23 protein-coding genes are annotated in these 26160 nt (G+C 71.1%); 18 read left to right on the top strand and 5 right to left on the bottom strand.

Annotation, left to right across the window (positions count from 1 at the left end; translation table 11 throughout):
- The first annotated feature begins 247 nt into the window (after positions 1-247).
- A complete protein-coding gene (locus ACZ7DL_RS14165; protein WP_470774268.1) occupies positions 248-2821 on the top strand; it encodes a RelA/SpoT family protein in 2574 nt (857 codons plus the stop codon).
- An 85-nt stretch (positions 2822-2906) separates the two neighbouring features.
- Here the strand turns inward: ACZ7DL_RS14165 and ACZ7DL_RS14160 are convergent, their stop codons facing one another.
- Both ACZ7DL_RS14160 and ACZ7DL_RS14155 read right to left on the bottom strand, forming a co-directional pair.
- Positions 2907-4136: a DUF349 domain-containing protein gene (locus tag ACZ7DL_RS14160; RefSeq protein WP_470774267.1), complete on the bottom strand. Its 1230-nt coding sequence runs from the start codon at positions 4134-4136 to the stop codon at positions 2907-2909.
- Between the two features lie 154 nt (positions 4137-4290).
- Positions 4291-5121 (bottom strand): peptidylprolyl isomerase, encoded by an 831-nt coding sequence (locus ACZ7DL_RS14155; RefSeq protein WP_470774265.1) that lies wholly within the window; start codon positions 5119-5121, stop codon positions 4291-4293.
- A gap of 170 nt (positions 5122-5291) precedes the next feature.
- Between ACZ7DL_RS14155 and ACZ7DL_RS14150 the strand changes: the two genes are divergently transcribed.
- Entirely contained in the window at positions 5292-6008 is a 717-nt protein-coding gene (locus tag ACZ7DL_RS14150; RefSeq protein ID WP_470774264.1) for an MBL fold metallo-hydrolase, read from the top strand.
- 11 nt (positions 6009-6019) lie between these two features.
- Positions 6020-7282, top strand: coding sequence for a histidine--tRNA ligase (hisS, locus tag ACZ7DL_RS14145; RefSeq protein ID WP_470774262.1), 1263 nt, complete (start codon positions 6020-6022; stop codon positions 7280-7282).
- Positions 7283-7365: 83 nt separating this feature from the next.
- On the opposite strand, the gene ACZ7DL_RS14140 is transcribed toward hisS, so the two are convergent.
- Together ACZ7DL_RS14140 and ACZ7DL_RS14135 are read right to left on the bottom strand one after the other, a co-directional pair.
- Entirely contained in the window at positions 7366-7713 is a 348-nt protein-coding gene (locus tag ACZ7DL_RS14140) for a DUF1036 domain-containing protein (RefSeq protein WP_470774261.1), read from the bottom strand.
- A gap of 10 nt (positions 7714-7723) precedes the next feature.
- The gene (locus ACZ7DL_RS14135; RefSeq protein WP_470774260.1) at positions 7724-7927 is read right to left on the bottom strand and encodes a hypothetical protein; all 204 of its coding nucleotides are present in this window, start codon (positions 7925-7927) and stop codon (positions 7724-7726) included.
- Positions 7928-8239: 312 nt separating this feature from the next.
- Between ACZ7DL_RS14135 and ACZ7DL_RS14130 the strand changes: the two genes are divergently transcribed.
- The 3 genes from ACZ7DL_RS14130 to rpsD all read left to right on the top strand — a co-directional run bounded on the left by ACZ7DL_RS14130 (position 8240) and on the right by rpsD (position 11216).
- Positions 8240-8896: a vitamin K epoxide reductase family protein gene (locus ACZ7DL_RS14130; protein ID WP_470774259.1), complete on the top strand. Its 657-nt coding sequence runs from the start codon at positions 8240-8242 to the stop codon at positions 8894-8896.
- Positions 8897-8939: 43 nt separating this feature from the next.
- Positions 8940-10295 carry a replication-associated recombination protein A gene (locus ACZ7DL_RS14125; protein WP_470774258.1) on the top strand — a complete coding sequence of 452 codons (1356 nt, stop codon included), beginning with the start codon at positions 8940-8942 and terminating at the stop codon, positions 10293-10295.
- A 306-nt stretch (positions 10296-10601) separates the two neighbouring features.
- Entirely contained in the window at positions 10602-11216 is a 615-nt protein-coding gene (gene rpsD, locus ACZ7DL_RS14120) for a 30S ribosomal protein S4 (protein ID WP_066996810.1), read from the top strand.
- A 21-nt stretch (positions 11217-11237) separates the two neighbouring features.
- On the opposite strand, the gene ACZ7DL_RS14115 is transcribed toward rpsD, so the two are convergent.
- Complete coding sequence (locus ACZ7DL_RS14115; protein ID WP_470774256.1) at positions 11238-13499, bottom strand: ATP-binding protein; 2262 nt, start codon at positions 13497-13499, stop codon at positions 11238-11240.
- Between the two features lie 152 nt (positions 13500-13651).
- Between ACZ7DL_RS14115 and ACZ7DL_RS14110 the strand changes: the two genes are divergently transcribed.
- The 12 genes from ACZ7DL_RS14110 to efp all read left to right on the top strand — a co-directional run bounded on the left by ACZ7DL_RS14110 (position 13652) and on the right by efp (position 26160).
- Positions 13652-14086 carry a DUF948 domain-containing protein gene (locus ACZ7DL_RS14110; RefSeq protein ID WP_470774254.1) on the top strand — a complete coding sequence of 145 codons (435 nt, stop codon included), beginning with the start codon at positions 13652-13654 and terminating at the stop codon, positions 14084-14086.
- Positions 14087-14102: 16 nt separating this feature from the next.
- Positions 14103-14450 (top strand): hypothetical protein, encoded by a 348-nt coding sequence (locus ACZ7DL_RS14105; protein WP_470774252.1) that lies wholly within the window; start codon positions 14103-14105, stop codon positions 14448-14450.
- Positions 14450-17122: an alanine--tRNA ligase gene (gene alaS / locus ACZ7DL_RS14100; RefSeq protein WP_470774251.1), complete on the top strand. Its 2673-nt coding sequence runs from the start codon at positions 14450-14452 to the stop codon at positions 17120-17122. Before ACZ7DL_RS14105 ends, alaS begins: the two co-directional genes overlap by 1 nt.
- 12 nt (positions 17123-17134) lie before the next feature.
- Entirely contained in the window at positions 17135-17599 is a 465-nt protein-coding gene (gene ruvX / locus ACZ7DL_RS14095) for a Holliday junction resolvase RuvX (RefSeq protein ID WP_470774250.1), read from the top strand.
- Positions 17600-17721: 122 nt separating this feature from the next.
- A complete protein-coding gene (mltG, locus tag ACZ7DL_RS14090) occupies positions 17722-19386 on the top strand; it encodes an endolytic transglycosylase MltG (protein ID WP_470774249.1) in 1665 nt (554 codons plus the stop codon).
- Positions 19367-20206 (top strand): shikimate dehydrogenase, encoded by an 840-nt coding sequence (locus ACZ7DL_RS14085; protein ID WP_470774248.1) that lies wholly within the window; start codon positions 19367-19369, stop codon positions 20204-20206. Before mltG ends, ACZ7DL_RS14085 begins: the two co-directional genes overlap by 20 nt.
- 196 nt (positions 20207-20402) lie before the next feature.
- A complete protein-coding gene (gene aroC, locus ACZ7DL_RS14080) occupies positions 20403-21587 on the top strand; it encodes a chorismate synthase (RefSeq protein ID WP_470774246.1) in 1185 nt (394 codons plus the stop codon).
- A gap of 32 nt (positions 21588-21619) precedes the next feature.
- Positions 21620-22102, top strand: a complete 483-nt coding sequence (locus ACZ7DL_RS14075) for a shikimate kinase (RefSeq protein ID WP_470774575.1) — start codon at positions 21620-21622, stop codon at positions 22100-22102.
- Positions 22099-23190 carry a 3-dehydroquinate synthase gene (gene aroB, locus ACZ7DL_RS14070; RefSeq protein WP_470774244.1) on the top strand — a complete coding sequence of 364 codons (1092 nt, stop codon included), beginning with the start codon at positions 22099-22101 and terminating at the stop codon, positions 23188-23190. Before ACZ7DL_RS14075 ends, aroB begins: the two co-directional genes overlap by 4 nt.
- 300 nt (positions 23191-23490) lie before the next feature.
- Positions 23491-24369, top strand: coding sequence for a Pro-rich N-terminal domain-containing protein (locus ACZ7DL_RS14065; protein WP_470774243.1), 879 nt, complete (start codon positions 23491-23493; stop codon positions 24367-24369).
- Between the two features lie 68 nt (positions 24370-24437).
- A complete protein-coding gene (locus ACZ7DL_RS14060) occupies positions 24438-25544 on the top strand; it encodes an aminopeptidase P family protein (protein ID WP_470774242.1) in 1107 nt (368 codons plus the stop codon).
- 49 nt (positions 25545-25593) lie between these two features.
- Positions 25594-26160 carry an elongation factor P gene (efp, locus tag ACZ7DL_RS14055; RefSeq protein ID WP_470774241.1) on the top strand — a complete coding sequence of 189 codons (567 nt, stop codon included), beginning with the start codon at positions 25594-25596 and terminating at the stop codon, positions 26158-26160.

The following is a 26160-nucleotide window of genomic DNA, read 5'->3' as shown; positions in this document are numbered from 1 at the left end:
CAGGTCTGACGGATCCGCACAGCGCGACGGCCGCCCCGGGAACACCGGGGCGGCCGTCGGCGTACGGACACCTGCCGCACACCGGAGAACCCTCCGAGGACACCTGATGGAATCCCGCGGCTGCCTCGTGCGTTGCATGGGTACACGGTCCTCACAGCAGTCTGGAGACGATGACCGGTCGCAGGATCGCTACCATGGGGTCTCCGGAGCCTGACCGGGGGACCCGGATCGCGCACGAGGAGCCCTCTTGCCAGACGAGGCCCAGCCACTGACCGCCGCCAAGCCCGAGCCCGCCTCGGCTGCAGCGGCGAAGCCCGCGCCGAGCGCTTCGCAGGTGAAGAACGACACCCGCGGGACGGTCGAGCGCGCCCAGTCCGCGCCCGTCGAGAAGAGCGCCGAGTCCTCGCGTCCCAAGCCGTCGCCCGCTGCCGACTCCGCCCGGGCGGGCGGACCGCAGGCACCCGAGCGCCCGGTACAGCCGCCCGTGGTGCGCCCGCCGGCCGTCCAGCCCGGCCGCACCGGCTCCTCCAACCGCGTCCGGGCCCGCCTCGCCCGCCTCGGCGTCCAGCGCGCGAACCCGTACAACCCGGTGCTGGAGCCGCTGCTGCGGATAGTGCGCAGCAACGACCCCAAGATCGAGAACGCCACCCTGCGCCAGATCGAGCGGGCCTACCAGGTCGCCGAGCGCTGGCACCGCGGTCAGAAGCGCAAGAGCGGCGACCCGTACATCACGCATCCGCTCGCCGTCACCACCATCCTCGCCGAGCTGGGCATGGACCCGGCCACCCTGATGGCCGGGCTGCTGCACGACACCGTCGAGGACACCGAGTACGGCCTCGACCAGCTGCGCCGCGACTTCGGCGACACCGTCGCCCTGCTCGTGGACGGCGTCACCAAGCTGGACAAGGTCAAGTTCGGCGAGGCCGCGCAGGCCGAGACCGTGCGCAAGATGGTCGTCGCCATGGCCAAGGACCCGCGCGTCCTGGTCATCAAGCTCGCCGACCGCCTGCACAACATGCGCACCATGCGCTACCTCAAGCGCGAGAAGCAGGAGAAGAAGGCGCGCGAGACGCTGGAGATCTACGCTCCGCTCGCCCACCGCCTCGGCATGAACACCATCAAGTGGGAGCTGGAGGACCTCGCGTTCGCGATCCTCTATCCCAAGATGTACGACGAGATCGTACGGCTGGTGGCCGAGCGGGCGCCGAAGCGTGACGAGTATCTGGCCATAGTGACCGACGAGGTCCAGGCCGACCTGCGGGCCGCCCGGATCAAGGCGACCGTCACCGGCCGCCCGAAGCACTACTACAGCGTCTACCAGAAGATGATCGTGCGGGGCCGCGACTTCGCCGAGATCTACGACCTGGTGGGCATCCGTGTCCTCGTGGACACGGTCCGCGACTGCTACGCGGCGCTCGGCACGGTACACGCGCGATGGAACCCGGTCCCCGGCCGGTTCAAGGACTACATCGCGATGCCCAAGTTCAACATGTACCAGTCGCTGCACACGACGGTCATCGGGCCCAACGGCAAGCCGGTCGAGCTCCAGATCCGCACCTTCGACATGCACCGCCGCGCCGAGTACGGCATCGCGGCGCACTGGAAGTACAAGCAGGAGGCCGTCGCCGGCGCCTCCAAGGTCCGCACCGACGTGCCGAAGGCGTCCGGCAAGGACAAGGACGCCATCAACGACATGGCGTGGCTGCGGCAGCTGCTGGACTGGCAGAAGGAGACCGAGGACCCCAGTGAGTTCCTGGAGTCCCTGCGCTTCGACCTGTCCCGCAACGAGGTCTTCGTCTTCACCCCCAAGGGCGACGTCATCGCGCTGCCCGCCGGCGCGACCCCGGTGGACTTCGCGTACGCCGTCCACACCGAGGTCGGCCACCGCACCATAGGGGCGCGGGTCAACGGCCGCCTCGTACCGCTCGAATCCACCCTGGACAACGGCGACCTGGTGGAGGTCTTCACCTCCAAGGCACCCGGCGCCGGTCCGTCCCGCGACTGGCTCGGCTTCGTCAAGTCGCCCCGGGCGCGCAACAAGATCCGGGCCTGGTTCTCCAAGGAGCGCCGGGACGAGGCGATCGAGCACGGCAAGGACGCCATCGTGCGGGCCATGCGCAAGCAGAACCTGCCGATCCAGCGCATTCTCACCGGCGACTCCCTCGTCACGCTCGCGCACGAGATGCGGTACTCGGACATCTCCGCGTTGTACGCGGCGATCGGCGAGGGCCATGTCTCCGCGCAGCACATCGTGCAGAAGCTCGTGCAGGCCCTCGGCGGCGAGGAGGCCGCCACCGATGAGATCGACGAGACGGTCCCGCCGTCCCGCAGCCGCGGCCGCAAGCGCCGCTCCAGCGCCGACCCCGGCGTCGTCGTCAAGGGCGTCGACGACGTGTGGGTCAAGCTGGCCCGCTGCTGTACGCCCGTGCCCGGCGACCCGATCATCGGTTTCGTCACGCGCGGTAGCGGTGTATCGGTTCACCGCAGCGACTGCGTCAACGTCGATTCACTGTCCCGGGAGCCGGAGCGGATCCTCGACGTCGAGTGGGCGCCCACCCAGTCCTCGGTCTTCCTGGTGGCCATCCAGGTCGAGGCGCTGGACCGCTCCCGCCTGCTGTCGGACGTCACGCGCGTGCTGTCCGACCAGCACGTCAACATCCTCTCCGCGGCCGTCCAGACGTCCCGCGACCGGGTGGCCACCTCCCGGTTCACGTTCGAGATGGGCGACCCCAAGCACCTCGGCCATGTCCTGAAGGCCGTCCGGGGCGTGGAGGGCGTGTACGACGTCTATCGCGTGACCTCGGGACGCACTCGGTCGTAGAGCCCGCGTGCGGGCCCGCACCGGCGGGCCACGCAAAGGGCCCCGTACGCGCGTACGGGGCCCTCTCACATGCGCGGTGAGGTGTTCAGCCGCCGAACTCCTGAAGGCCCTTCAGAGCCTGGTCCAGCAGCGCCTGGCGGCCCTCCAGCTCACGCTCCAGCTTGTCGGCCTTGGCGTTGTTGCCCTGGGCGCGCGCCTGCTCGATCTGGGCCCGGAGCTTGTCCACGGCGGCCTGGAGCTGACCGGTCAGACCCTCGGCACGCGCGCGTGCCTCCGGGTTCGTGCGGCGCCACTCGGCCTCCTCGGCCTCCTGGATCGCCCGCTCGACGACGTGCATCCGGCCCTCGACCTTCGGCCGCGCGTCCCGCGGGACGTGACCGATGGCCTCCCAGCGCTCGTTGATCGAGCGGAAGGCGGCACGGGCGGCCTTCAGGTCGCCGATGGGCAGGAGTTTCTCGGCCTCCTCGGCCAGCTCCTCCTTCAGCTTCAGGTTCTCCGACTGCTCCGCGTCCCGCTCGGCGAACACCGAACTGCGCGCCGCGAAGAACACGTCCTGGGCACCGCGGAAGCGGTTCCACAGGTCGTCCTCGTGCTCACGCTGGGCGCGGCCCGCGGCCTTCCACTCCGCCATCAGCTCCCGGTACCGGGCGGCCGTCGGACCCCAGTCCGTCGAACCCGACAGCGCCTCGGCCTCGGCGACCAGCCGCTCCTTGATCCGGCGGGCCTCCTCACGCTGCGCGTCCAGCTGCGCGAAGTGCGCCTTGCGGCGCTTGGAGAACGCCGACCGGGCGTGCGAGAAGCGGTGCCACAGCTCGTCGTCGGACTTGCGGTCCAGGCGCGGCAGCCCCTTCCAGGTGTCCACCAGCGCCCGCAGCCGCTCCCCCGCGGCCCGCCACTGGTCGGACTGCGCCAGCTGCTCGGCCTCCGCGACCAGGTCCTCCTTGGACTTGCGGGCCTCGTCGGACTGCTTGGCCCGCTGCGCCTTGCGCTCCTCGCGGCGCGCCTCGACGGTCGCCACGAGCTTGTCCAGCCGGCCCCGCAGCGCGTCCAGGTCGCCGACCGCGTGGTGCGCGTCCACCTGCTCGCGCAGATGGCCGATGGCGACCTGGGCGTCCTTCGCCGACAGGTCGGTGGTCTGCACTCGCTTCTCGAGGAGGCCGATCTCGACAACCAGGCCCTCGTACTTGCGCTCGAAGTAGGCCAGCGCCTCCTCAGGGGAGCCGGCCTGCCAGGAACCGACGACCTTCTCGCCGTCGGCCGTACGCACGTACACGGTCCCCGTCTCGTCGACGCGGCCCCACGGGTCGCTGCTCACAGCGCCTCCTCCACATGATGCCTGCGGGGGGCGTCAGCCCCCCGGGCATCGTCCACAGTTTCGTCACGGCCAACATAGGCGACCAGCGGGTTGCCTGTCCGCATCCAGCGCGACCGAAATTCCGCAGTTGGCCGTTCTCGGACGTACGGCGTCGTCAGGACTTCGTGACGGTCGCCTTGTCGATCACCACGGTGGCGTTGGGAGCGGTGTTGCCGGTGGTCGGGTCGGCCGCCTGCGCGCCGGCGTCGGCGACCTTCTTCAGCACCTTCATGCCCGCCGCGTCGACCGTGCCGAACGGGGTGTACTGGGGCGGCAGGGGGCTGTCCTTGTAGACGAGGAAGAACTGGCTGCCGCCGGTGTGCTTCTGGCCGGTGTTGGCCATCGCGACCGTCCCCGCCGGGTACGTGTTGGCCTTCAGGCTCTTGTCCTTCAGGTTCTCGTCCGGGAGCGTGTAGCCGGGGCCGCCCATACCGGTGCCCTGCGGGTCGCCGCACTGGAGCACGAAGATCCCCTCGACGGTGAGCCGGTGGCACTTGGTGTGGTCGAAGTAGCCCTTGCCCGCGAGGAAGGCGAACGAGTTCACCGTGTGCGGGGCGGCCGACGTCTTCAGGTCGATGCCGATGTCACCGCAGGTCGTCGCGAGCTTCATCGTGTACGTCGCCGACGTGTCGATCGTCATCGCCGGCTCCTTCTTCCAGCTCAGCTTCTTCACCGAGCCGGCCGCCGCCTTCTCGCACGGGTCCGGGGCCTTGCTGGTCGGCGTGGCGCTCGGCGTGGTCTCGGCGCTCGCGTTGGCCTTCTTGTCGTCGTCCTTCAGCACGCCGGTCGTGTACAGGGCGACGCTGCCGATCACGACCACGCCGAGTACCGACGCGATCACGGAGTTGCGCAGGCGGGCCTTGCGCCGTGCCTGGGTGCGCCGCTGCTGCTGCCGCAAGAACTTCTCCCGGGCGAGCTGACGCCGCCGCTGCTCCTGGCTGACCACCGGGTTTTCTCCTCATGCGTGTCGTGTGTCGGGCGGTACGCGTTGCGTCCTCGTGATCCGACCGCTGCGTGTAGCCCCGTACCGTATATGGGTTCGCTGAGGAAACGGCAGCGCCGGTAGGCTCTGACAACAGCTGAAGCCGCTTGCAGTCGACACAACGAAGGACGATCGTGCTCATTGCCGGGTTCCCCGCCGGGGCCTGGGGGACGAACTGTTATCTCGTCGCCCCCGCCGCCGGTGAGGAGTGCGTGATCATCGACCCCGGCCACCAGGCCGCCGAAGGCGTCGAGGAAACGCTGAAGAAGCATCGGCTCAAGCCCGTCGCCGTCGTCCTCACCCACGGCCACATCGACCACGTGGCCTCCGTCGTCCCCGTCTGCGGTGCGCACGACGTACCGGCCTGGATCCACCCCGAGGACCGGTACATGATGAGCGACCCCGGGAAGGCGCTCGGCCGCTCCATCGGCATGCCGCTGCTGGGCGAGCTGACCGTGGGGGAGCCGGACGACGTCAAGGAGCTGACCGACGGCGCGCAGTTGGAGCTGGCCGGGCTGGAGTTCTCCGTCGCGCACGCGCCGGGCCATACCAAGGGGTCGGTGACCTTCCAGATGCCCGAGACCGCGGACATCCCGTCGGTCTTCTTCTCGGGCGATCTGCTCTTCGCCGGCTCCATCGGACGCACCGACCTGCCCGGCGGTGACATGGCCGAGATGCTCGACTCGCTGGCCCGCGTGTGCCTGCCGCTCGACGACTCGACCGTGGTGCTGTCCGGCCACGGCCCCCAGACGACCATCGGCCAGGAGCGCGCCACCAACCCGTATCTGCGGCAAGTGGCCGCAGGCCGCCAGGAGCGCGGCAGCGCGGACGCTCCCCGACGAGGAATGTGACGAGACCTTCCGTGAGCACCTTCAAGGCCCCCAAGGGCACGTACGACCTGATCCCGCCGGACTCCGCCACGTACCTGGCCGTCCGTGAGGCGATCGCCGCACCGCTGCGCAACTCCGGCTACGGCTACATCGAGACACCCGGCTTCGAGAACGTCGAGCTGTTCGCGCGCGGTGTCGGCGAGTCCACCGACATCGTGACCAAGGAGATGTACGCCTTCGAGACCAAGGGCGGCGACAGGCTCGCACTGCGCCCCGAGGGCACCGCCTCCGTGCTGCGCGCGGCCCTGGAGGCCAGCCTGCACAAGTCGGGCAACCTCCCGGTCAAGCTCTGGTACTCGGGCTCGTACTACCGCTACGAGCGCCCCCAGAAGGGCCGTTACCGCCACTTCTCCCAGGTCGGCGCCGAGGCGATCGGCGCCGAGGACCCGGCGCTGGACGCCGAGCTGATCATCCTGGCCGACCAGGCCTACCGCTCGCTGGGCCTCAGGAACTTCCGCATCCTGCTGAACAGCCTGGGCGACAAGGAGTGCCGGCCGGTGTACCGGGCCGCGCTCCAGGAGTTCCTGCGCGGCCTGGACCTGGACGAGGACACGCGCCGCCGGGTCGACATCAACCCGCTGCGCGTCCTGGACGACAAGCGGGAGTCGGTCCAGAAGCAGCTCGGGGACGCCCCGCTGCTGCGCGACTACCTCTGCGACGCCTGCAAGGCGTACCACGAGGAGGTCCGTGCCCTGATCACGGCGGCGGGCGTGGCCTTCGAGGACGACCCGAAGCTGGTGCGCGGCCTGGACTACTACACCCGCACCACGTTCGAGTTCGTGCACGACGGTCTGGGCTCCCAGTCCGCCGTGGGCGGCGGCGGCCGCTACGACGGCCTGTCCGAGATGATCGGCGGCCCCGCGCTGCCGTCCGTCGGCTGGGCCCTCGGCGTGGACCGTACGGTGCTGGCCCTGGAGGCCGAGGGTGTGGAGCTGGACATCCCGTCCTCGACCAGCGTCTACGCGGTGCCGCTCGGCGAGGAGGCCCGCCGGGTGCTGTTCGCGAAGGTCACCGAGTTGCGCAAGGTGGGCATCGCGGCGGACTTCGCGTACGGCGGCAAGGGGCTGAAGGGCGCCATGAAGAACGCCAACCGCAGCGGGGCCCGCTACGCGGTCGTGGCCGGCGAGCGCGACCTCGCCGAGGGCGTCGTCCAGCTCAAGGACATGGCGTCCGGCGAGCAGACGGCCATCGGCGTCAACGAGATCGTGGCGGAGCTGGAGTCCCGGCTGGGCTGAGGCGGTCGGGGCGGGGAGCGGGCGTGCCCGGCTCTCCGCCCCATCCGTCCGTCCGCGCGAGCCCTGACCCCGGCCCGTGCCTGCTAGGCGTTGAAGTTGTGCGTGTGGTTGGGCTTGCTCACGACGATCTCGTGCATGAGGATCTGCCGTGAGCTGGTGTCGGCCGTGTTCGCGCACCATTCGAAGACGTGGCTGGGGACCAGCTCCTGGTACTGGTCGCGCCATTCCGTCCCGTCCGACGCGTACGCGTAGCCGTACCAGATCGGGTTCACGCCGACGGCGCTGCCGGCGAAGACGACCGCGGACTGCCCCGGGTCGATGCGCCACCAGCCCTCCTTCAGCCAGTTGCTGCCGTCGGAGCAGTTGGGCTGGTGCCGCTCGACCATCGCCCAGATGGTTTGGTGGTAGTTGTTCCTGAAGGTCAGCGCCATGGTGTCACTCCTACTCCGATTCCGGCTTCCTGCGGGCGGCGGGGCGGCCGTCGAGCCGAGCGGGAACGCCGGACCCCTGTGCCGGGCGCACCTCGCTCATGCTCTCCTCGTGCTCGGACGCGGCCGCCGCCCCGCCCGCGGCCAGCACGCGCTCCAGCAGCTCTTCGTCGGCGTCCGTCGTCGGGTGCGTCTCGACGGGATTCTCCTGTGACATGCACTTCTCCAATCGCGGTGGTACGGCGGACACATTCCCGGCCGGGAGGGCGGTCGTACCGGCGGGGACGCGCTCTCGACTCGTCCGAGTGAATCGTGTGGAGTGCCGGGACCACGTCCGAAGGCCGGGGCCCTGTCGCGAGGACCGCCGGGCACCCAGCCGCTCCGGCATACGGCCACGGCGGGAACCGAACGCTCCGGGACGACCGTGCGTACCTTCTTATGTCCAGCGAACGGTGGACGGGGCCGCGTGTGCGGCACAATGGCCCCTGCCCGAAGAAGGTCCGACTCTCGAGCAGACGGAATCGGCGTGATGAGCAAGATGACAGTCAAAGGCGTCTCCGCGGAGCCCGGTCCGGAGCGTGCCGCCGACGCCCCGCGCGCGGTGGCCGGCAGCCGTGCTTTTGCCATCCTGCTGGTGATCACCGGCGCGGCCGGTCTGCTGGCCGCCTGGGTCATCACGATCGACAAGTTCAAGCTGCTGGAAGCCAAGGCCGCCGGAAAGACCTTCACCCCCGGCTGCAGCCTCAACCCGGTGGTCTCCTGCGGCAGCGTCATGGAGAGCAAGCAGGCCGCCGCCTTCGGCTTCCCCAACCCGATGCTCGGCCTGGTGTGCTACGGCATCGTCATCTGCGTCGGCATGAGCCTGCTGGCCCGCGCCCGGTTCCCGCGCTGGTACTGGCTGACCTTCAACTTCGGCACCCTCTTCGGCGTCGCGTTCTGCACCTGGCTGCAGTACCAGTCCCTGTACCGGATCAACGCGCTGTGCCTGTGGTGCTCGCTGGCCTGGATCGCCACGATCACCATGTTCTGGTACGTGACCTCGTTCAACATCCGCAACGACTTCCTGCCGTCCCCGCGCGGGCTGAAGTCCTTCTTCGGCGAGTTCACCTGGGTGCTGCCGGTCCTGCACGTCGGCGTCATCGGCATGCTGGTCCTCACCCGCTGGTGGGACTTCTGGACCAGCTGACCGCCCGGATGGGATTGTCGGTGCGGTGTTCTAGGGTTTCAGCGTGGAACCCGACCTCTTCACCGCCGCAGCAGAAGAACGCCAGGAGAAGGACCCGGCGGCCAGTCCCCTGGCGGTGCGCATGCGCCCGCGCACGCTCGACGAGGTCGTGGGCCAGCAGCATCTGCTGAAGCCCGGATCGCCCCTGCGCCGCCTGGTCGGCGAGGGCTCCGGCGGCCCCGCCGGACCGTCCTCGGTGATCCTCTGGGGCCCGCCCGGCACCGGCAAGACCACCCTGGCGTACGTCGTCTCGAAGGCGACCGACAAGCGGTTCGTGGAGCTGTCCGCGATCACCGCGGGCGTCAAGGAGGTCCGCGCGGTCATCGACGGCGCCCGCCGCGCCAGCGGCGGCTTCGGCAAGGAGACCGTCCTCTTCCTGGACGAGATCCACCGCTTCAGCAAGGCCCAGCAGGACTCCCTGCTCCCGGCGGTGGAGAACCGCTGGGTGACCCTGATCGCGGCCACCACGGAGAACCCGTACTTCTCGGTGATCTCCCCGCTGCTCTCCCGCTCCCTCCTGCTCACCCTGGAACCGCTCACCGACGACGACATCCGCGGACTGCTCCGGCGCGCCCTCGCCGACGAGCGCGGGCTGAAGGACGCCGTCGGCCTCCCCGAGGACACCGAGGACCACCTGCTGCGGATCGCCGGCGGCGACGCCCGGCGGGCCCTGACCGCCCTGGAGGCCGCCGCCGGGTCCGCCCTGGACCAGGGCGAGAGCGAGATCAGCCTCCGGACGCTGGAGCAGACGGTCGACCGGGCCGCGCTGAAGTACGACCGCGACGGCGACCAGCACTACGACGTCGCCAGCGCCCTCATCAAGTCCATCCGCGGCTCCGACGTCGACGCGGCCCTGCACTACCTGGCCCGCATGATCGAGGCCGGCGAGGACCCCCGGTTCATCGCCCGCCGCCTGATGATCTCCGCGAGCGAGGACATCGGCCTGGCCGACCCGAACGCCCTGCCCATCGCGGTCGCCGCCGCCCAGGCCGTGGCCATGATCGGCTTCCCGGAGGCCGCCCTCACCCTCAGCCACGCCACGATCGCCCTGGCCCTCGCCCCCAAGTCCAACTCGGCGACCACCGCCATCGGCGCCGCCCTGGAGGACGTACGCAAGGGCCTGGCCGGCCCGGTGCCGCCGCATCTGCGCGACGGGCACTACCAGGGCGCCGCCAAGCTCGGCCACGCCCAGGGGTATGTGTACCCGCACGACCTGCCCGAGGGCATCGCCCGGCAGCAGTACGCCCCGGACGCCCTGAAGGACCGCGAGTACTACGCGCCGGGCCGGCACGGAGCGGAGGCCAGATACGCGGACGCCGTGGAGTGGACCCGCAGACACCTCGGTCGCAAGAGGTCCTGAGCGCCCTGTAAACTGCTTCGAAGTGCTGTGTCCCGTGCTGTCAGAGCGGGACGGTCAGCCGGAGATCCGGTCCCCAGCGGACCGACTCCAGGGAGCGTCGCGCACCGTCGAACGGTGTCGCGGGCAGCCCACCACCACCCGGAACCTCGGGATCGGTCGGTGGGCCACTCGCGTGCTGCACGTATGTGCCCAGACCAGGGAAGCGGCTGCCCGGCAGGTCCCTCGCGGACCCGACGGGTTTTCCCGGCTGCGGATGCGACCTCCGTAACCCTGACAAGCCGGAAACACAGGAAAAGAGACACACAAGTGGCGAATCAGTCCCGCCCCAAGGTCAAGAAGTCGCGTGCCCTCGGCATCGCGCTGACCCCGAAGGCCGTCAAGTACTTCGAGGCCCGCCCCTACCCGCCGGGCGAGCACGGCCGTGGCCGCAAGCAGAACTCGGACTACAAGGTCCGTCTGCTGGAGAAGCAGCGCCTGCGTGCGCAGTACGACGTGTCCGAGCGTCAGCTCGTCCGCGCCTACGAGCGTGCCTCCAAGGTCCAGGGCAAGACCGGTGAGGCCCTGATCATCGAGCTCGAGCGCCGTCTCGACGCGCTGGTCCTGCGTTCGGGCATCGCCCGCACGATCTACCAGGCCCGCCAGATGGTCGTCCACGGCCACATCCAGGTCAACGGCCAGAAGGTCGACAAGCCGTCCTTCCGCGTCCGCCCGGACGACGTCGTGCAGGTTCGCGACCGCTCCAAGGACAAGACGCTCTTCCAGATCGCCCGTGAGGGTGGCTTCGCTCCCGATGGCGAGACCCCGCGCTACCTCCAGGTGAACCTCAAGGCCCTGGCGTTCCGCCTGGACCGCGAGCCGAACCGCAAGGAGATCCCGGTGATCTGCGACGAGCAGCTCGTCGTCGAGTACTACGCCCGCTGACCCCAGCCCCGGCGTAGCACCTCAGCCCGCCGTCTCCCCGCCCTTCCGGGTGGGCGAGGCGGCGGGTTCGCGTTTCCCGGTCCCACCGCATTTCCCGGTTTCCCCCTGCCTTCCGGCTTCGCCCTCCGCCCCGGGCTCGTCCCGCCTCCCGGCCTCGCCGGCCCGCCCGGCCAACGGCCCGCGCGGCGCCGGAAGCGCCCCCAGCGGCCTTGCTTCCCGGTCCCGCAGCGCCCGGGCCACCGCCGCCTCCCGGTCCAGCCCGGCACCCTCCCGCAGGCACTCCGCGTACCGGGCCTCCCCGAGCGCCTGCCGTGCGGCCGCCTCGCACTGCTCGTGCGGGGCGTTGTAGTACGCCGAACCGAACAGCCGCAGCCCCACCGAGGGCCACAGCCGCCCCGCGGCGCCCTGGAGCACCGCCGCCTCCGCCGCATCCCCCTGCGTCACCGTCACCAGCGCCAGCAGCTCGATCGTCAGCACCGAGCCCAGCAGGTCATGGAAGGCGTGCGCGTTACGCAGGCAGTCCGCCAGCAGCTCCCGCGCGCCCGCCGGATCCCCGTCCAGCCAGGCCGCGTACGCCAGCACATACAGCGCGTACGACCGCGCCCACCGCTCCCCGTGGTCCTCGCACACCCGGCGCACGTCCTCGCACAGCCGCACCGCGTCCGCCAGATCCCCCTGGAACGCCCGGGCCATCGCCAGCTCCACCTGGCCCATCAGGACGTTGCTGTTCAGCTCGCCGATCTCCTGGTAGCGGTGCAGCGCCGACCGCAGCAGCGTTTCTGCGCGGGCCATGTCATCCGTGACCAGGGCCAGACAGCCGGTGCGGTGCTCGGCGTACGCCACCGCCGTCGGGTCGGCCGAGCGTTCCGCCTGCTCCCGGCAGGCCCGCAGCGCCCGCAGCGCCGGCACGGTGTCGCCCTGGAGGATCGCCACATAGCCGAGCACCCACAGCGCCTTCAGCCGGGACCGCTCGTACGCGGACTCCAGCCCCACGCTGCGCTCCAGCCAGCGCCGTCCCTCCGCGAGCCGGCCGCAGCCCACCCAGCAGAACCACAGCGAACCGGCCAGATGCTGGCCCAGATGGGCCTCCTCCGGCTCGGTCATACAGAACTCCAGCGCGATCCGCAGATTCGGCAGCTCGGCCTCGACCCGCGCGGCCACCTCCCGCTGCCGGGGCGAGAACCACTCCAGCTCGCACCAGGTCGCCAGGCCCAGGTACCAGTCGCGGTGCCGTCTGCGCAGCCGGCCCGCGTCCCCGGTCGCCTCCAGCCACTCGGCGCCGTAGGCCCGGACGGTGTCCAGCATCCGGTAGCGCGGGCCCGTCGGGGCCTCCTCGCGGGCGATGACCGACTGGGCGAGCAACTCCGACAGCACATCCAGGACCTCCTCCGCGGGCAGCCCCTCCCCGCTGCACAGGTACTCGGCCGCCTCCAGGTCGAAGGTCCCCGCGAACACCGACAGCCGTGCCCACAGCAGCCGCTCGGCGGGCGTGCACAGCTCGTGGCTCCAACCGATCGCCGTGCGCAGCGTCTGGTGCCGGGGGAGGGCGTCCCGGCCGCCGCCCGTCAGCAGCCGGAACCGGTCGTCCAGCCGCTGCAGGAGCTGGGCCGGGGACAGGGCCCGCAGCCGCCCGGCGGCCAGTTCCAGCGCCAGCGGGATCCCCTCCAGCCGGCGGCACATCTCACGCACCTCGGCGCCGTCGGCCACCGGCGTGCCCTGCGTCCGGGCCCGGTCCGTGAACAGCTCCACCGCCTCGTCCTCGCCGAGCGGCGCCAGCGGGTACAGCCGCTCGCCCGCCAGGCCCAGCGGCCGCCGGCCCACGGCCAGCACCCGCAGCTCCGGCAGCTTGCGCAGCAGCTCCGCCACCAGCTCGGCACAGGCGTCCACCAAGTGCTCGAACCCGTCCAGCACCAGCAGGGCCCGGCGGCCGGACAGGTGGTCCCGCAGCATCTCCCGGGGCGTCCGGGCCGTGTGGTCGGTCAGCCCCAGCGCCTCCGCGACCGCGTACTCCACGAACTGCGGATCACGCACGGGCGCCAGCTCCACCCGCCCCCGGCGCGCCGCGGGCACGCCACCCGCCGCGGCGCCGGACGCCCACCCCGCCGCCACCCGCTCGGCCAGCCGGGACTTGCCGACCCCGCCCACGCCGGTCACGGTCACCAGGCGGCCCTGGCCGAGCGCCGCCGTCAGTTCGGCCAGCTCGGCCGTGCGCCCGACGAAAGCGGTGAGTTCGAGGGGCGGATCGCCCTCCGTCCAGGAACCGGGGCTGTAAGGACCTCGCATAGGACACGGAGCGTACTGAAGTGTGTGCATTCCGTACAATCGCTTCCCGCAACTCGCGCCCGCCGACAGCTAATCCGGTACGGAGCCTTTGCCCCGGCGCGATAGGCTCGGGGCACTACTTTTTCGATGCTCAGGCACGTTTCAGGGAGCGGGTGCGCACAGTGTCCGGTGGAGAGGTGGCCGGGATCCTGGTGGCCGTCTTCTGGGCGATCCTGGTCTCCTTCCTCGCGGTTGCACTGGCGAGGCTGGCCCAGACGCTCAAGGCGACCACCAAGCTCGTCGCGGACGTGACCGACCAGGCGGTGCCGCTGCTCGCCGACGCCTCCCAGGCCGTACGGTCCGCGCAGACCCAGATCGACCGGGTCGACGCGATCGCCACCGACGTCCAGGAGGTCACCTCGAACGCCTCGGCGCTGTCGAGCACCGTCGCCTCCACCTTCGGCGGCCCGCTGGTCAAGGTCGCGGCCTTCGGCTACGGCGTCCGCCGGGCGCTGGGCGGCCGCAAGGAGGACGTGCCCGCAAAGTCGCCCCGGCGTACCGTGATCGTGGGCCGGACGGTCCCCGCCGCACGACGCAAGCGGAAGTAAGGACTGAGACCGAGCGATGTTCCGCCGTACGTTCTGGTTCACCACCGGTGTCGCCGCCGGAGTGTGGGCCACCACCAAGGTCAACCGCAAGCTGAAGCAGCTGACCCCGGAGAGCCTGGCCGCCACCGCGGCGAACAAGGCCCTGGAGACCGGTCAGCGGCTGAAGGACCGCGCGGTCGGCTTCGCGCTCGACGTCCGGGACAACATGGCGCAGCGGGAGGCCGAGCTGGAGGAGGCGCTCGGCATCCAGGAGAGCCCGGAACTCCCCGCCGCCCGGCGGTTCGCCGCCATCGAGAACAACCGCAGCAAGCCGAAGTACGTCGAACCCACGACGTACTCGTACAACCGGAATGAGGACCACTGATGGAGTCGGCCGAGATTCGCCGCCGCTGGCTGAGCTTCTTCGAGGAGCGCGGGCACACCGTCGTCCCTTCGGCGTCGCTCATCGCGGACGACCCGACTCTGCTCCTCGTCCCCGCCGGCATGGTGCCCTTCAAGCCCTACTTCCTGGGTGAGGTCAAGCCGCCGTTCCCGCGCGCCACCAGCGTGCAGAAGTGCGTGCGCACGCCCGACATCGAAGAGGTCGGCAAGACCACGCGCCACGGCACGTTCTTCCAGATGTGCGGCAACTTCTCCTTCGGCGACTACTTCAAGGAAGGCGCCATCAAGTTCGCCTGGGAGCTGCTCACCACGCCCCAGGACAAGGGCGGTTACGGCCTGGAGCCGGAGCGCCTGTGGATCACCGTCTACAAGGACGACGACGAGGCCGAGCGCATCTGGCACGAGGTCGTCGGCGTGCCGAAGGAGCGCATCCAGCGCCTCGGCATGAAGGACAACTACTGGTCCATGGGCGTCCCCGGCCCGTGCGGCCCCTGCTCCGAGATCAACTACGACCGCGGCCCCGACTTCGGCGTCGAGGGCGGCCCCGCCGTCAACGACGAGCGGTACGTGGAGATCTGGAACCTCGTCTTCATGCAGTACGAGCGCGGCGAGGGCATCGGCAAGGACAACTTCGAGATCCTCGGGGACCTGCCGAGCAAGAACATCGACACCGGCCTCGGCCTCGAACGGCTCGCCATGATTCTGCAGGGCGTGCAGAACATGTACGAGATCGACACCTCGATGGCCGTCATCGACAAGGCCACCGAGCTGACCGGCGTCCGCTACGGCGACGCCCACGCCTCGGACGTGGCCCTGCGTGTCGTCACCGACCACATGCGCACCGCCACCATGCTCATCGGCGACGGCGTCACCCCGGGCAACGAGGGCCGTGGCTATGTGCTGCGCCGCATCATGCGCCGCGCCATCCGCAACATGCGCCTGCTCGGTGCCACCGGCCCGGTCGTCAAGGACCTGGTCGACACCGTGATCGGCATGATGGGCCAGCAGTACCCCGAGCTGATCACCGACCGCGAGCGCATCGAGAAGGTCGCCCTCGCCGAGGAGAATGCCTTCCTCAAGACGCTCAAGGCCGGCACCAACATCCTCGACACCGCCGTCACCGAGACCAAGCAGGCCGGCTCCACCGTGCTGCCCGGCGACAAGGCGTTCCTGCTCCACGACACCTGGGGCTTCCCGATCGACCTCACCCTGGAGATGGCCGCCGAGCAGGGCCTGTCCGTGGACGAGGACGGCTTCCGCCGCCTGATGAAGGAGCAGCGGGAGCGCGCCAAGGCCGACGCCCAGGCCAAGAAGACCGGCCACGCCGACATGGGCGCCTACCGCGAGATCGCCGACAGCGCCGGCGAGACCGACTTCATCGGCTACACGGACACCGAGGGCGAGTCCACGATCGTCGGCATCCTGGTCGACGGCGTCTCCTCCCCGGCCGCCACCGAGGGCGACGAGGTCGAGGTCGTCCTCGACCGCACCCCGTTCTACGCCGAGGGCGGCGGCCAGATCGGCGACACCGGCAAGATCAAGGTCGACTCCGGTGCCGTCATCGAGGTCCGCGACTGCCAGAAGCCGGTGCCGGGCGTGTACGTCCACAAGGGCGTCGTCCAGGTCGGCGAGGTGACCGTCGGGGCCAAGGCCCACGCCTCCATCGACGCCCGCCGCCGCACGGCCATCGCCCGTGCCCACTCGGCCACCCACCTGACCCACCAGGCCCTGCGCGACGCCCTCGGCCCGACGGCCGCCCAGGCCGGCTCGGAGAACCAGCCGGGCCGCTTCCGCTTCGACTTCGGCTCCCCGTCCGCCGTCCCGACGGCCGTGATGACCGACGTCGAGCAGAAGATCAACGAGGTGCTCGCCCGCGACCTCGACGTACGCGCCGAGGTCATGGGCATCGACGACGCCAGGAAGCAGGGCGCCATCGCCGAGTTCGGCGAGAAGTACGGCGAGCGGGTCCGGGTCGTGACCATCGGCGACTTCTCCAAGGAGCTGTGCGGCGGCACGCACGTGCACAACACCGCCCAGCTGGGCCTGGTGAAGCTGCTCGGCGAGTCCTCCATCGGCTCCGGTGTGCGCCGTATCGAGGCCCTCGTCGGCGTGGACGCCTACCACTTCCTCGCCCGTGAGCACACGGTCGTCAACCAGCTCACCGAGCTGCTCAAGGGCCGCCCGGAGGAGCTGCCGGAGAAGGTCTCCGCCATGCTCGGCAAGCTGAAGGACGCCGAGAAGGAGATCGAGAAGTTCCGCGCCGAGAAGGTGCTCCAGGCCGCCGCCGGTCTCGCCGAGTCCGCCAAGGACGTGCGGGGCATCGCTCTTGTCACCGGCCGGGTCCCGGACGGCACCACCCCGGACGACCTGCGCAAGCTGGTCCTCGACGTACGCGGCCGCATCCAGGGCGGCCGGGCCGCCGTGGTCGCCCTGTTCACGGTGAACAACGGCAAGCCGCTGACGGTCATCGCCACCAACGACGCCGCCCGCGAGCGCGGTCTCAAGGCCGGTGACCTGGTCCGTACGGCCGCCAAGACCCTCGGCGGCGGCGGTGGCGGCAAGCCGGACGTCGCCCAGGGCGGCGGCCAGAACCCGGCCGCCGTCGGCGAGGCCGTCGACGCCGTCGAGCGGCTCGTCGCCGAGACCGCGAAGTAGGACGGCCGGACCATGCGCAGAGGACGTCGGCTTGCGATCGACGTCGGGGACGCCCGGATCGGGGTCGCCTCGTGCGACCCCGACGGGATCCTCGCCACCCCGGTGGAGACCGTCCCCGGCCGGGACATCCCCGCCGCCCACCGCCGGTTGCGTCAACTGGTGGAGGAGTACGAACCGATCGAGGTCGTCGTCGGCCTCCCTCGCTCCCTCAAAGGGGGCGAGGGCCCGGCCGCGGTCAAGGTCCGCGCCTTCGCCCAGGAGCTGGCCAAGGGCATCGAGCCGGTGCCGGTCCGCCTGGTGGACGAGCGGATGACGACCGTGACGGCCAGTCAGGGGCTGCGGGCCTCGGGCGTGAGGTCGAAGAAGGGCCGCGCCGTCATCGACCAGGCGGCCGCCGTCGTGATTCTCCAGCAGGCCCTGGAATCCGAACGGGTGTCAGGTAAAGCACCCGGCGAGGGCGTCGAAGTGGTCATCTGATCGCGATACGGTAACGTTCCGCGCGATGCGCCGGTGTTCGAACAGCCGGGGCACAGCAAGAGGCGGAACGGAAGCCGGCCCACCGGCCGCGCGACCGTTGGCCTCGCGGCTCTAGGGGATCGATGACTGAGTATGGCCGGGGCCCAGGCTCCGAACCGTGGCATCCGGAGGACCCGTTGTACGGGGACGGCGGATGGGGAGGACAGCAGACCCAGGCGGGTCAGCAGTCCCCCTACGGCGGCCAGCCAGAGCACTATCCGCAGGCGCCGCAGTACGGCGACTGGAACCAGGAGCAGCAGTCCGGGCACATCGGGCGGCAGCAGCAGCAGCACTACGACGGGCCCGGTCAGCCGCAGTACGACCAGCAGTTCGCCGGCCACACCCAGCAGCAGTTCCACCAGGGCGGCTGGGACGCGACCGGCACCCACGGCCATGTGCCGTACGCCGCCGACCCCGGCGACCCGTACGGCCAGCAGCCCGTGGCCTACGGTGGCGAGCAGCCCGACCTCTACGGCACCGAGGACGCCTACCCGCCGCCGGAGCCGCCCGGCCGCCGGCGCCCCGGGCCGGCGGAGCCCGAGCCGGAGGCGGCGGGCGAGGAGGAGCACGCCGTCTTCGCGGGAGGCGGCGGCGAGGACGACGAGGAGCACGAGCTCCAGAGCCGGCGCGACCGGCGGGGCAAGGGCCGCAAGCCCGTCAAGGGCAAGAAGAAGCGCACCGGCTGCGCCTGCATGGTGGTCGTCCTGGTGTTCGGCGGCGGCCTCGGCGGAGTGGGCTACTTCGGCTACAAGTTCTACCAAAATCGTTTCGCCCCGGCCCCGGACTTCGCGGGCGAGGGGACCAACGAGCAGGTCACCGTCGAGATCCCCAAGGGCGCGGGCGGCTGGGAGATCGGCCAGAAGCTGAAGGACGCCGGTGTCGTCAAGAGCGCCGCGGCTTTCGTCCACGCGCAGGAGCAGACGCCGGGCGCCGACGGGATCCAGGCCGGCGCGTACCTCCTGAAGAAGGAGATGTCCGCCGCCAGCGCCGTCAAGCTGATGCTGGACCCGCGCAGCCAGAACAACGTGGTGGTCACCCCCGGCGAGCGGAATTCCGGCGTCTACGCGGCCATCGACAAGCAGCTGCACCTGTCGTCCGGCACCACCAAGAAGGTCGCTCAGAAGCAGTACAAGAACCTCGGCCTGCCGACGTGGGCGGTACGCAACAGCGACATCATCGATCCGCTGGAGGGCTTCCTCTTCCCGGGCAACTACCCGGCCGCCAAGGGCATGAAGCCCGAAGCCGTCCTGAAGCAGATGGTGACCCAGGCCAAGCAGAAGTACGCCGCCTACGGTCTCGACGACAAGGCCAGGGAATTCGGCCTGAACAACGCGTTCGAGCTGGTCACGGTCGCGAGCCTGGTCCAGGCCGAGGGCAAGACGCACGACGACTTCCGCAAGATGGCGGAGGTGGTCTACAACCGCCTCAAGCCCACCAACACCGAGACCAACCGGCTGCTCCAGTTCGACTCGACCTACAACTACCTCAAGGGCACGAGCAACATCCACATCTCCGAGAAGGAGATCAACAGCAACCGGAACCCGTACAACACGTACACCCACAAGGGGCTTCCGCCCGGCCCGATCGGCAACCCCGGCGAGGACGCGCTCAAGGCGACACTCAATCCGACGCACGACGGCTGGATCTACTTCGTGGCGACCGACGGCACGAACAACACCGAGTTCGCCAAGACCTACGCAGAATTCCAAGAGCTCAAGGACAAGTTCAATGCCAACGCGGGCAACTGACGGCCGCCGTGCCGCCGTGCTCGGTTCGCCGATCGCCCACTCCCTCTCCCCGGTGCTGCACCGGGCCGCGTACGAGGCGGCCGGACTCACCGACTGGTCGTACGACAGCTTCGACGTCGACGAGGCCGCGCTGCCCGGCTTCCTGGACAAGCTCGGTCCGGAGTGGGCGGGGCTGTCGCTGACCATGCCGCTGAAGCGGGCGGTCATCCCGCTGGTGGACGAGATCAGCGACACCGCCGCCTCAGTGGACGCGGTCAACACGCTCGTCTTCACCGAGGACGGACGCCGGCTCGGCGACAACACGGACATCCCCGGCATGGTGGCCGCGTTGCGCGAGCACGGCATCGAGCAGGTCGACTCCGCCGCCATCCTCGGCGCCGGCGCCACCGCCTCCTCCGCGCTCGCCGCGCTGGCCCGGATCTGCACCGGGGAGGTCGTCGCCTACGTCCGCAGCGAGGCCCGCGCCGCCGAGATGCGGCAGTGGGGCGAACGCCTCGACGTGGAGGTCCGTACGGCGGACTGGGCCGACGCCGGCCAGGCGCTGCACGCCCCGCTGGTGATCGCCACCACGCCCGCCGGGACGACCGACGCCCTCGCAGCCGCCGTACCCGAACGCCCGGCCACCCTCTTCGACGTGCTCTACGATCCCTGGCCCACCGAGCTGGCGGCCCGCTGGTCCATGTTCGGCGGTGCCGTGGTCAGCGGCCTCGACCTGCTGGTCCACCAGGCGGTCCTCCAGTTCGAGCAGATGACCGGACGGGCTCCGGGCCCGCTGGAGGCCATGCGCCGCGCCGGCGAGAAGGCGCTCGCGGCCCGCTGACGCGCCGGTGGGAAGGCGCTCGCGGTCCGCTGACGTCCAGCACGCGTCCGCCTGCTGGACCGGCGGCCGGTTCTCGCCCCCGGACGTGGGAGGATCGTAGGAGGCGTACCGGGGTCGCGCACCCGGCAGCGCCGTCGCCGTACGCGCGCAAGCGCGTACGCAGGGCAGTACCGGGCGCGAGCACTGAGGAGCACCGTTGAGCAGGCTGCGTTGGCTGACCGCGGGGGAGTCCCACGGTCCCGCACTTGTCGCGACGCTGGAGGGTCTTCCCGCCGGCGTGCCGATCACCACGGAGATGGTGGCGGATCACCTGGCGCGGCGGCGGCTCGGCTATGGCCGCGGTGCGCGGATGAAGTTCGAGCGGGACGAGGTCACCTTCCTCGGCGGTGTCCGGCACGGTCTGACCATGGGCTCCCCGGTGGCGATCATGGTGGGGAACACCGAGTGGCCGAAGTGGGAGCAGGTCATGGCCGCCGACCCGGTCGACCCCGAGGTGCTCGCGGGGCTGGCCCGCAACGCGCCGCTGACCCGTCCCCGCCCCGGCCACGCCGACCTCGCGGGCATGCAGAAGTACGGCTTCGACGAGGCCCGTCCGATCCTTGAGCGCGCCTCGGCCCGGGAGACCGCGGCCCGGGTGGCGCTCGGCGCGGTCGCCCGGTCGTACCTGAAGGAGACGGCCGGTATCGAGATCGTCTCCCACGTGGTGGAGCTGGCCGCGGCCAAGGCCCCCTACGGGGTCTACCCCACCCCCGCCGACGTCGAGAAGCTGGACGCCGACCCGGTGCGCTGCCTGGACGAGGACGCCTCGAAGGCGATGGTCGCGGAGATCGACCAGGCCCACAAGGACGGCGACACGCTCGGCGGCGTGGTGGAGGTGCTGGCCTACGACGTGCCGGTCGGCCTCGGCTCGCACGTGCACTGGGACCGCCGGCTGGACGCGCGGCTGGCCGCCGCCCTCATGGGCATCCAGGCGATCAAGGGCGTCGAGGTCGGCGACGGCTTCGACCTGGCCCGGGTGCCCGGTTCGCAGGCCCACGACGAGATCCTCACCACCCCCGAGGGTGTCAAGCGGGCTTCCGGCCGTTCCGGCGGTACCGAGGGCGGCCTGACCACGGGTGAGCTGCTGCGCGTCCGCGCGGCCATGAAGCCGATCGCGACGGTGCCCCGGGCGCTCAGGACGGTGGACGTCTCCACCGGCGAGCCCGCCCAGGCCCACCACCAGCGGTCCGACGTCTGCGCGGTCCCGGCGGCCGGGATCGTGGCGGAGGCCATGGTGGCGCTGGTGCTCGCCGACGCGGTCGCCGAGAAGTTCGGCGGCGACTCCGTCCCCGAGACCCGCCGCAACGTGCGGTCCTACCTCGACAACCTCGCGATCAGGTGAGCGCCGTGCCAGCGGTCGTCCTGGTCGGCCCCATGGGGGTCGGCAAGTCCACCGTCGGCCGGCTGCTCGCCGAGCACCTGGGCGTCGGTTACCGGGACACCGACGACGACATCGTCACGGCCGAGGGCCGCACCATCGCCGAGATCTTCGTGGACGAGGGCGAGGCCGCCTTCCGGGCGCTGGAGAAGCAGGCGGTCAGGGCCGCGCTCGCCGAGCACGAGGGTGTCGTCGCCCTCGGCGGCGGGGCCGTCCTCGACCCGGACACCCGTGCGCTGCTCGCCGGGCACCGGGTGGTCTACCTCTCGATGGAGGTCGAGGAGGCCGTCAGACGCACCGGGCTCAACGTGGCCCGGCCGCTGCTGGCGGTCAACCCGCGCAAGCAGTGGCGCGAGCTGATGGAGGCGCGGCGGCATCTGTACGAGGAGGTCGCCACCGCCGTCGTGGCGACCGACGGGCGTACTCCCGAAGAGGTCACGCAGGCGGCGCTCGATGCACTGGAGTTGAAGCAAGCATGAGTGAGGCAGTCACCCGGATCCAGGTCGCCGGCACCGCGGGCACCGACCCGTACGAGGTGCTGGTCGGCCGGCAGCTCCTGGGCGAGTTGGCCGGGCTGATCGGGGACCGGGCCAAGCGGGTCGCGGTGATCCACCCGGAGGCGCTGGCCGAGACCGGTGACGCGCTGCGCGCCGACCTGGCCGGGCAGGGGTACGAGGCCGTCGCGATCCAGGTGCCGAACGCGGAGGAGGCCAAGACCGCCGAGGTCGCCGCCTACTGCTGGAAGGCGCTCGGCCAGTCCGGCTTCACCCGCACCGACGTCATCGTCGGTGTCGGCGGCGGCGCGACCACGGACCTGGCCGGTTTCGTGGCCGCGACCTGGCTGCGCGGGGTGCGCTGGATCGCCGTCCCGACCACCGTGCTGGCGATGGTGGACGCGGCGGTCGGCGGCAAGACCGGTATCAACACCGCCGAGGGCAAGAACCTGGTGGGTGCCTTCCACCCGCCGGCCGGTGTCCTGTGCGATCTGGCCGCGCTGGACTCCCTCCCGGTCCACGACTACGTCTCCGGCCTGGCCGAGGTCATCAAGGCGGGCTTCATCGCCGACCCGGTGATCCTGGACCTGATCGAGGCCGACCCCGAGGCCGCCCGGACGCCGGCCGGCCCGCACACGGCCGAGCTGATCGAGCGGTCGATCCGGGTCAAGGCGGAGGTCGTCTCCTCGGACCTGAAGGAGTCGGGCCTCCGGGAGATCCTCAACTACGGTCACACGCTCGGCCACGCGATCGAGAAGAACGAGCGGTACAAGTGGCGCCACGGTGCCGCGGTCGCGGTCGGCATGCACTTCGCCGCCGAACTGGGCCGCCTTGCGGGCCGGCTGGACGACGCGACGGCCGACCGCCACCGCAGCATCCTGGAGTCCGTCGGCCTGCCGCTGCACTACCGCTACGACCAGTGGCCCAAGCTGGTGGAGACCATGAAGGTCGACAAGAAGTCCCGCGGCGACCTGCTGCGCTTCATCGTCCTGGACGGCCTGGCCAAGCCGACCGTCCTGGAGGGCCCGGACCCGGCCGTACTGCTCGCCGCCTACGGCGAGGTCGCCCAGTAAGCCGGGGACCGCTCCGCGCCGCTCCGTCCGTCCGATTCCCGCCGACCGGTCCCGGCGTCCGATGCCCACGACCGATTCTCCTTGGCGGAACGGGCACTTCAGACCGCCCCCGGCCGTTTCACCAAACGACGGCCGGGGACGGTACCGTTCGGTAGGCGGCGGGGCACGCCCCCGGCTGCCGGCGCCGTCCGCCTGCCGCGGGTGAGCTGTGGGGCCGCCACGCGGCGGTGGCCGCCTGTCGGACACGGCGGCGCCCCCGGAGGCGTTCGAACCGAAGACGACGAGACGGAGTGGCAACGGATGCAGCACGCAGTGGGGTCTCCGCTGCCGCCGCCCCACCAGCCGGGGCAGGGGCCGCACGCCGGCTGGGCGTCGGCCGCACACCACCCGGGCCCGCACCCGGGTGTCTTCCAGGGGCCCGCCCCCGTCCCCCCGCCGCCGGGCTTCCCGGCCCCGCAGCAGCCCCCCGCCCCCGCCGGGCAGGTGCCGCCGCCCTCGCCGCCGCAGCACACGTCGGTTCCCGCGGCCCCCGATACCACCGGCCATGTGCCGCTGCCACCCGGCGGCCCGGTCGGCGTGCCCGCGGCGCCGCCCGCCGCGGTCGCGGTCCCGGACCCGACGGCCACCACCCTCGCCGTCCTCCTCATCGGCCCGGCCGGCGCGGGCAAGACCAGCGTCGCCAAGTACTGGGCGGACCACCGCCGTGTCCCCACCGCCCACATCAGCCTGGACGACGTCCGCGAATGGGTCCGCTCCGGCTTCGCCGACCCCCAGTCCGGCTGGAACGACAACTCCGAGGCCCAGTACCGGCTGGCCCGCCGCACCTGTGGGTTCGCCGCCCGTAACTTCCTCGCCAACGGCATCTCCTGCATCCTGGACGACGCCGTCTTCCCCGACCGCCCGGTCGTCGGGCTCGGCGGCTGGAAGCGGCATGTGGGCCCCGGCCTGCTCCCGGTCGTCCTCCTGCCCGGCCTGGACATCGTCCTGGAGCGCAACGCCGAACGCACCGGCAACCGCCGCCTCAGCGACGAGGAGGTGGCCCGCATCCACGGCCGCATGGCCGGCTGGTACGGCTCGGGGCTGCCGATCATCGACAACTCCCAGCTGGACGTCCCCGGGACGGCCCGGGTCCTGGACGAGGTCCTGGCGCGTGCGATAGCGAGCCCGCCGAGCTGGTAATCCGGGGCGAGGCCCCACTCGGCCCCCCAGAACCGGCACAAACGGCACAAAACTCCTACGCTCATCTCATGTCAGAGGTGTACGCGAACCGCCGATCCCGGCTGAGGGAACACTTCAACGCGGCCGGTACCGCGGCAGCGCTCGTCACCCGCCCCGCCAACGTGCGCTACCTCGCGGCGGCGGTACCGCAGGGTGCCGTCCTGATCCTCGGCAACCGCGAGGACCTGCTCGTCTGCGCCGGCCCGCCCGAGGACCGCCCGTCCGAGGGCCGGCCCGACGAGAACCTGCGGCTGCACATCCTCTCCTCGTCCGCCGGTGACCCCGTGGTGGCCGCGGCCGGTCTCGCCGTGGCCCAGGGTGCCGATTCCCTGGCGGTCGAGGAGCACCACCTCACCGTTGCCCGCCACCGGGCGCTGGCCTCGGTCGCCCCCGGGCTCCGCCTCACCGACCTCGGTGCGGCCGTGGAGCAGCTCAGGGTCGTCAAGGACGAGGAGGAGATCTCCTGCCTGCGTATCGGCGCCGAGATCGCCGACCAGGCCCTCGGCGAGCTGCTGGAGTCCATCCTGGTCGGCCGCACCGAACGGCACCTCGCCCTGGAGCTGGAGCGCCGTCTGGTCGACCACGGCGCCGACGGGCCGGCCTTCCCCACCTCCGTGGCCACCGGGCCGCACGCCGGTCGCCGCGGCCACCGGCCCACCGACCGGCGGGTGGAGGAGGGCGACTTCCTCTCCGTCTGCCTCGGGGCCACCTACCGCGGCTACCGCTGTGAGATCGGCCGTACCTTCGTCATCGGCACCTCGCCGGCGGACTGGCAGGTCCAGCTGTACGACCTGGTCTTCGCCGCCCAGCGCGCCGGACGCGAGGCCCTGGCCCCCGGCGCCGCCTACCGTGACGTGGACCGCGCGGCACGCCAGGTGCTGGACTCCGCGGGCTTCGCGGAAGCCCTGCCTCCGCTGACCGGACACGGCGTCGGACTCGAAATCGACGAGGACCCGCAGTTGGCGCCCGCGGCCATGGGTAAACTGGACGCTTGCGTGCCGGTCACCGTCGAACCGGGGGTCCACCTCCCGGGCCGGGGCGGTGTCCGGATCGATGACACGCTCGTCGTACGCCCCGAGGCGGACGGCGGACCCGAGCTACTCACCATCACGACCAAGGAGCTGCTCGCCCTCTAGGCAGGTGCGTGCGCCGGGGTCGTACGTCAGTCCAGGAGATTCCGCAACCGTGGCTTCCACGAACGACCTCAAGAACGGCATGGTGCTCAAGCTCGAAGGCGGCCAGCTCTGGTCCGTCGTCGAGTTCCAGCACGTCAAGCCCGGCAAGGGCCCCGCCTTCGTGCGCACCAAGCTGAAGAACGTACTGTCCGGCAAGGTGGTCGACAAGACCTTCAACGCCGGCGTCAAGGTCGAGACCGCCACTGTCGACAAGCGCGACATGCAGTTCTCGTACATGGACGGCGACTACTTCGTCTTCATGGACATGCAGACCTACGACCAGCTGATGGTCGACCGCAAGGCCGTCGGCGACGCCGCCAACTTCCTCATCGAGGGCTTCACCGCCACCGTCGCCCAGCACGAGGGCGAGGTGCTCTTCGTGGAGCTGCCGGCCGCCGTCGAGCTGACGGTCGCCGAGACCGAGCCGGGCGTCCAGGGCGACCGCTCCACCGGTGGCACCAAGCCCGCCACCCTGGAGACCGGCCACCAGATCCAGGTCCCGCTCTTCATCACCACCGGTGAGAAGATCAAGGTCGACACCCGCACCAGCGACTACCTCGGCCGGGTGAACAGCTAA

Source organism: Streptomyces sp. NPDC036984, assembly GCF_055607665.1.
The sequence above is the reverse complement of the archived record's forward strand: the minus strand, read 5'-3'. Positions and strand labels throughout refer to the sequence as shown.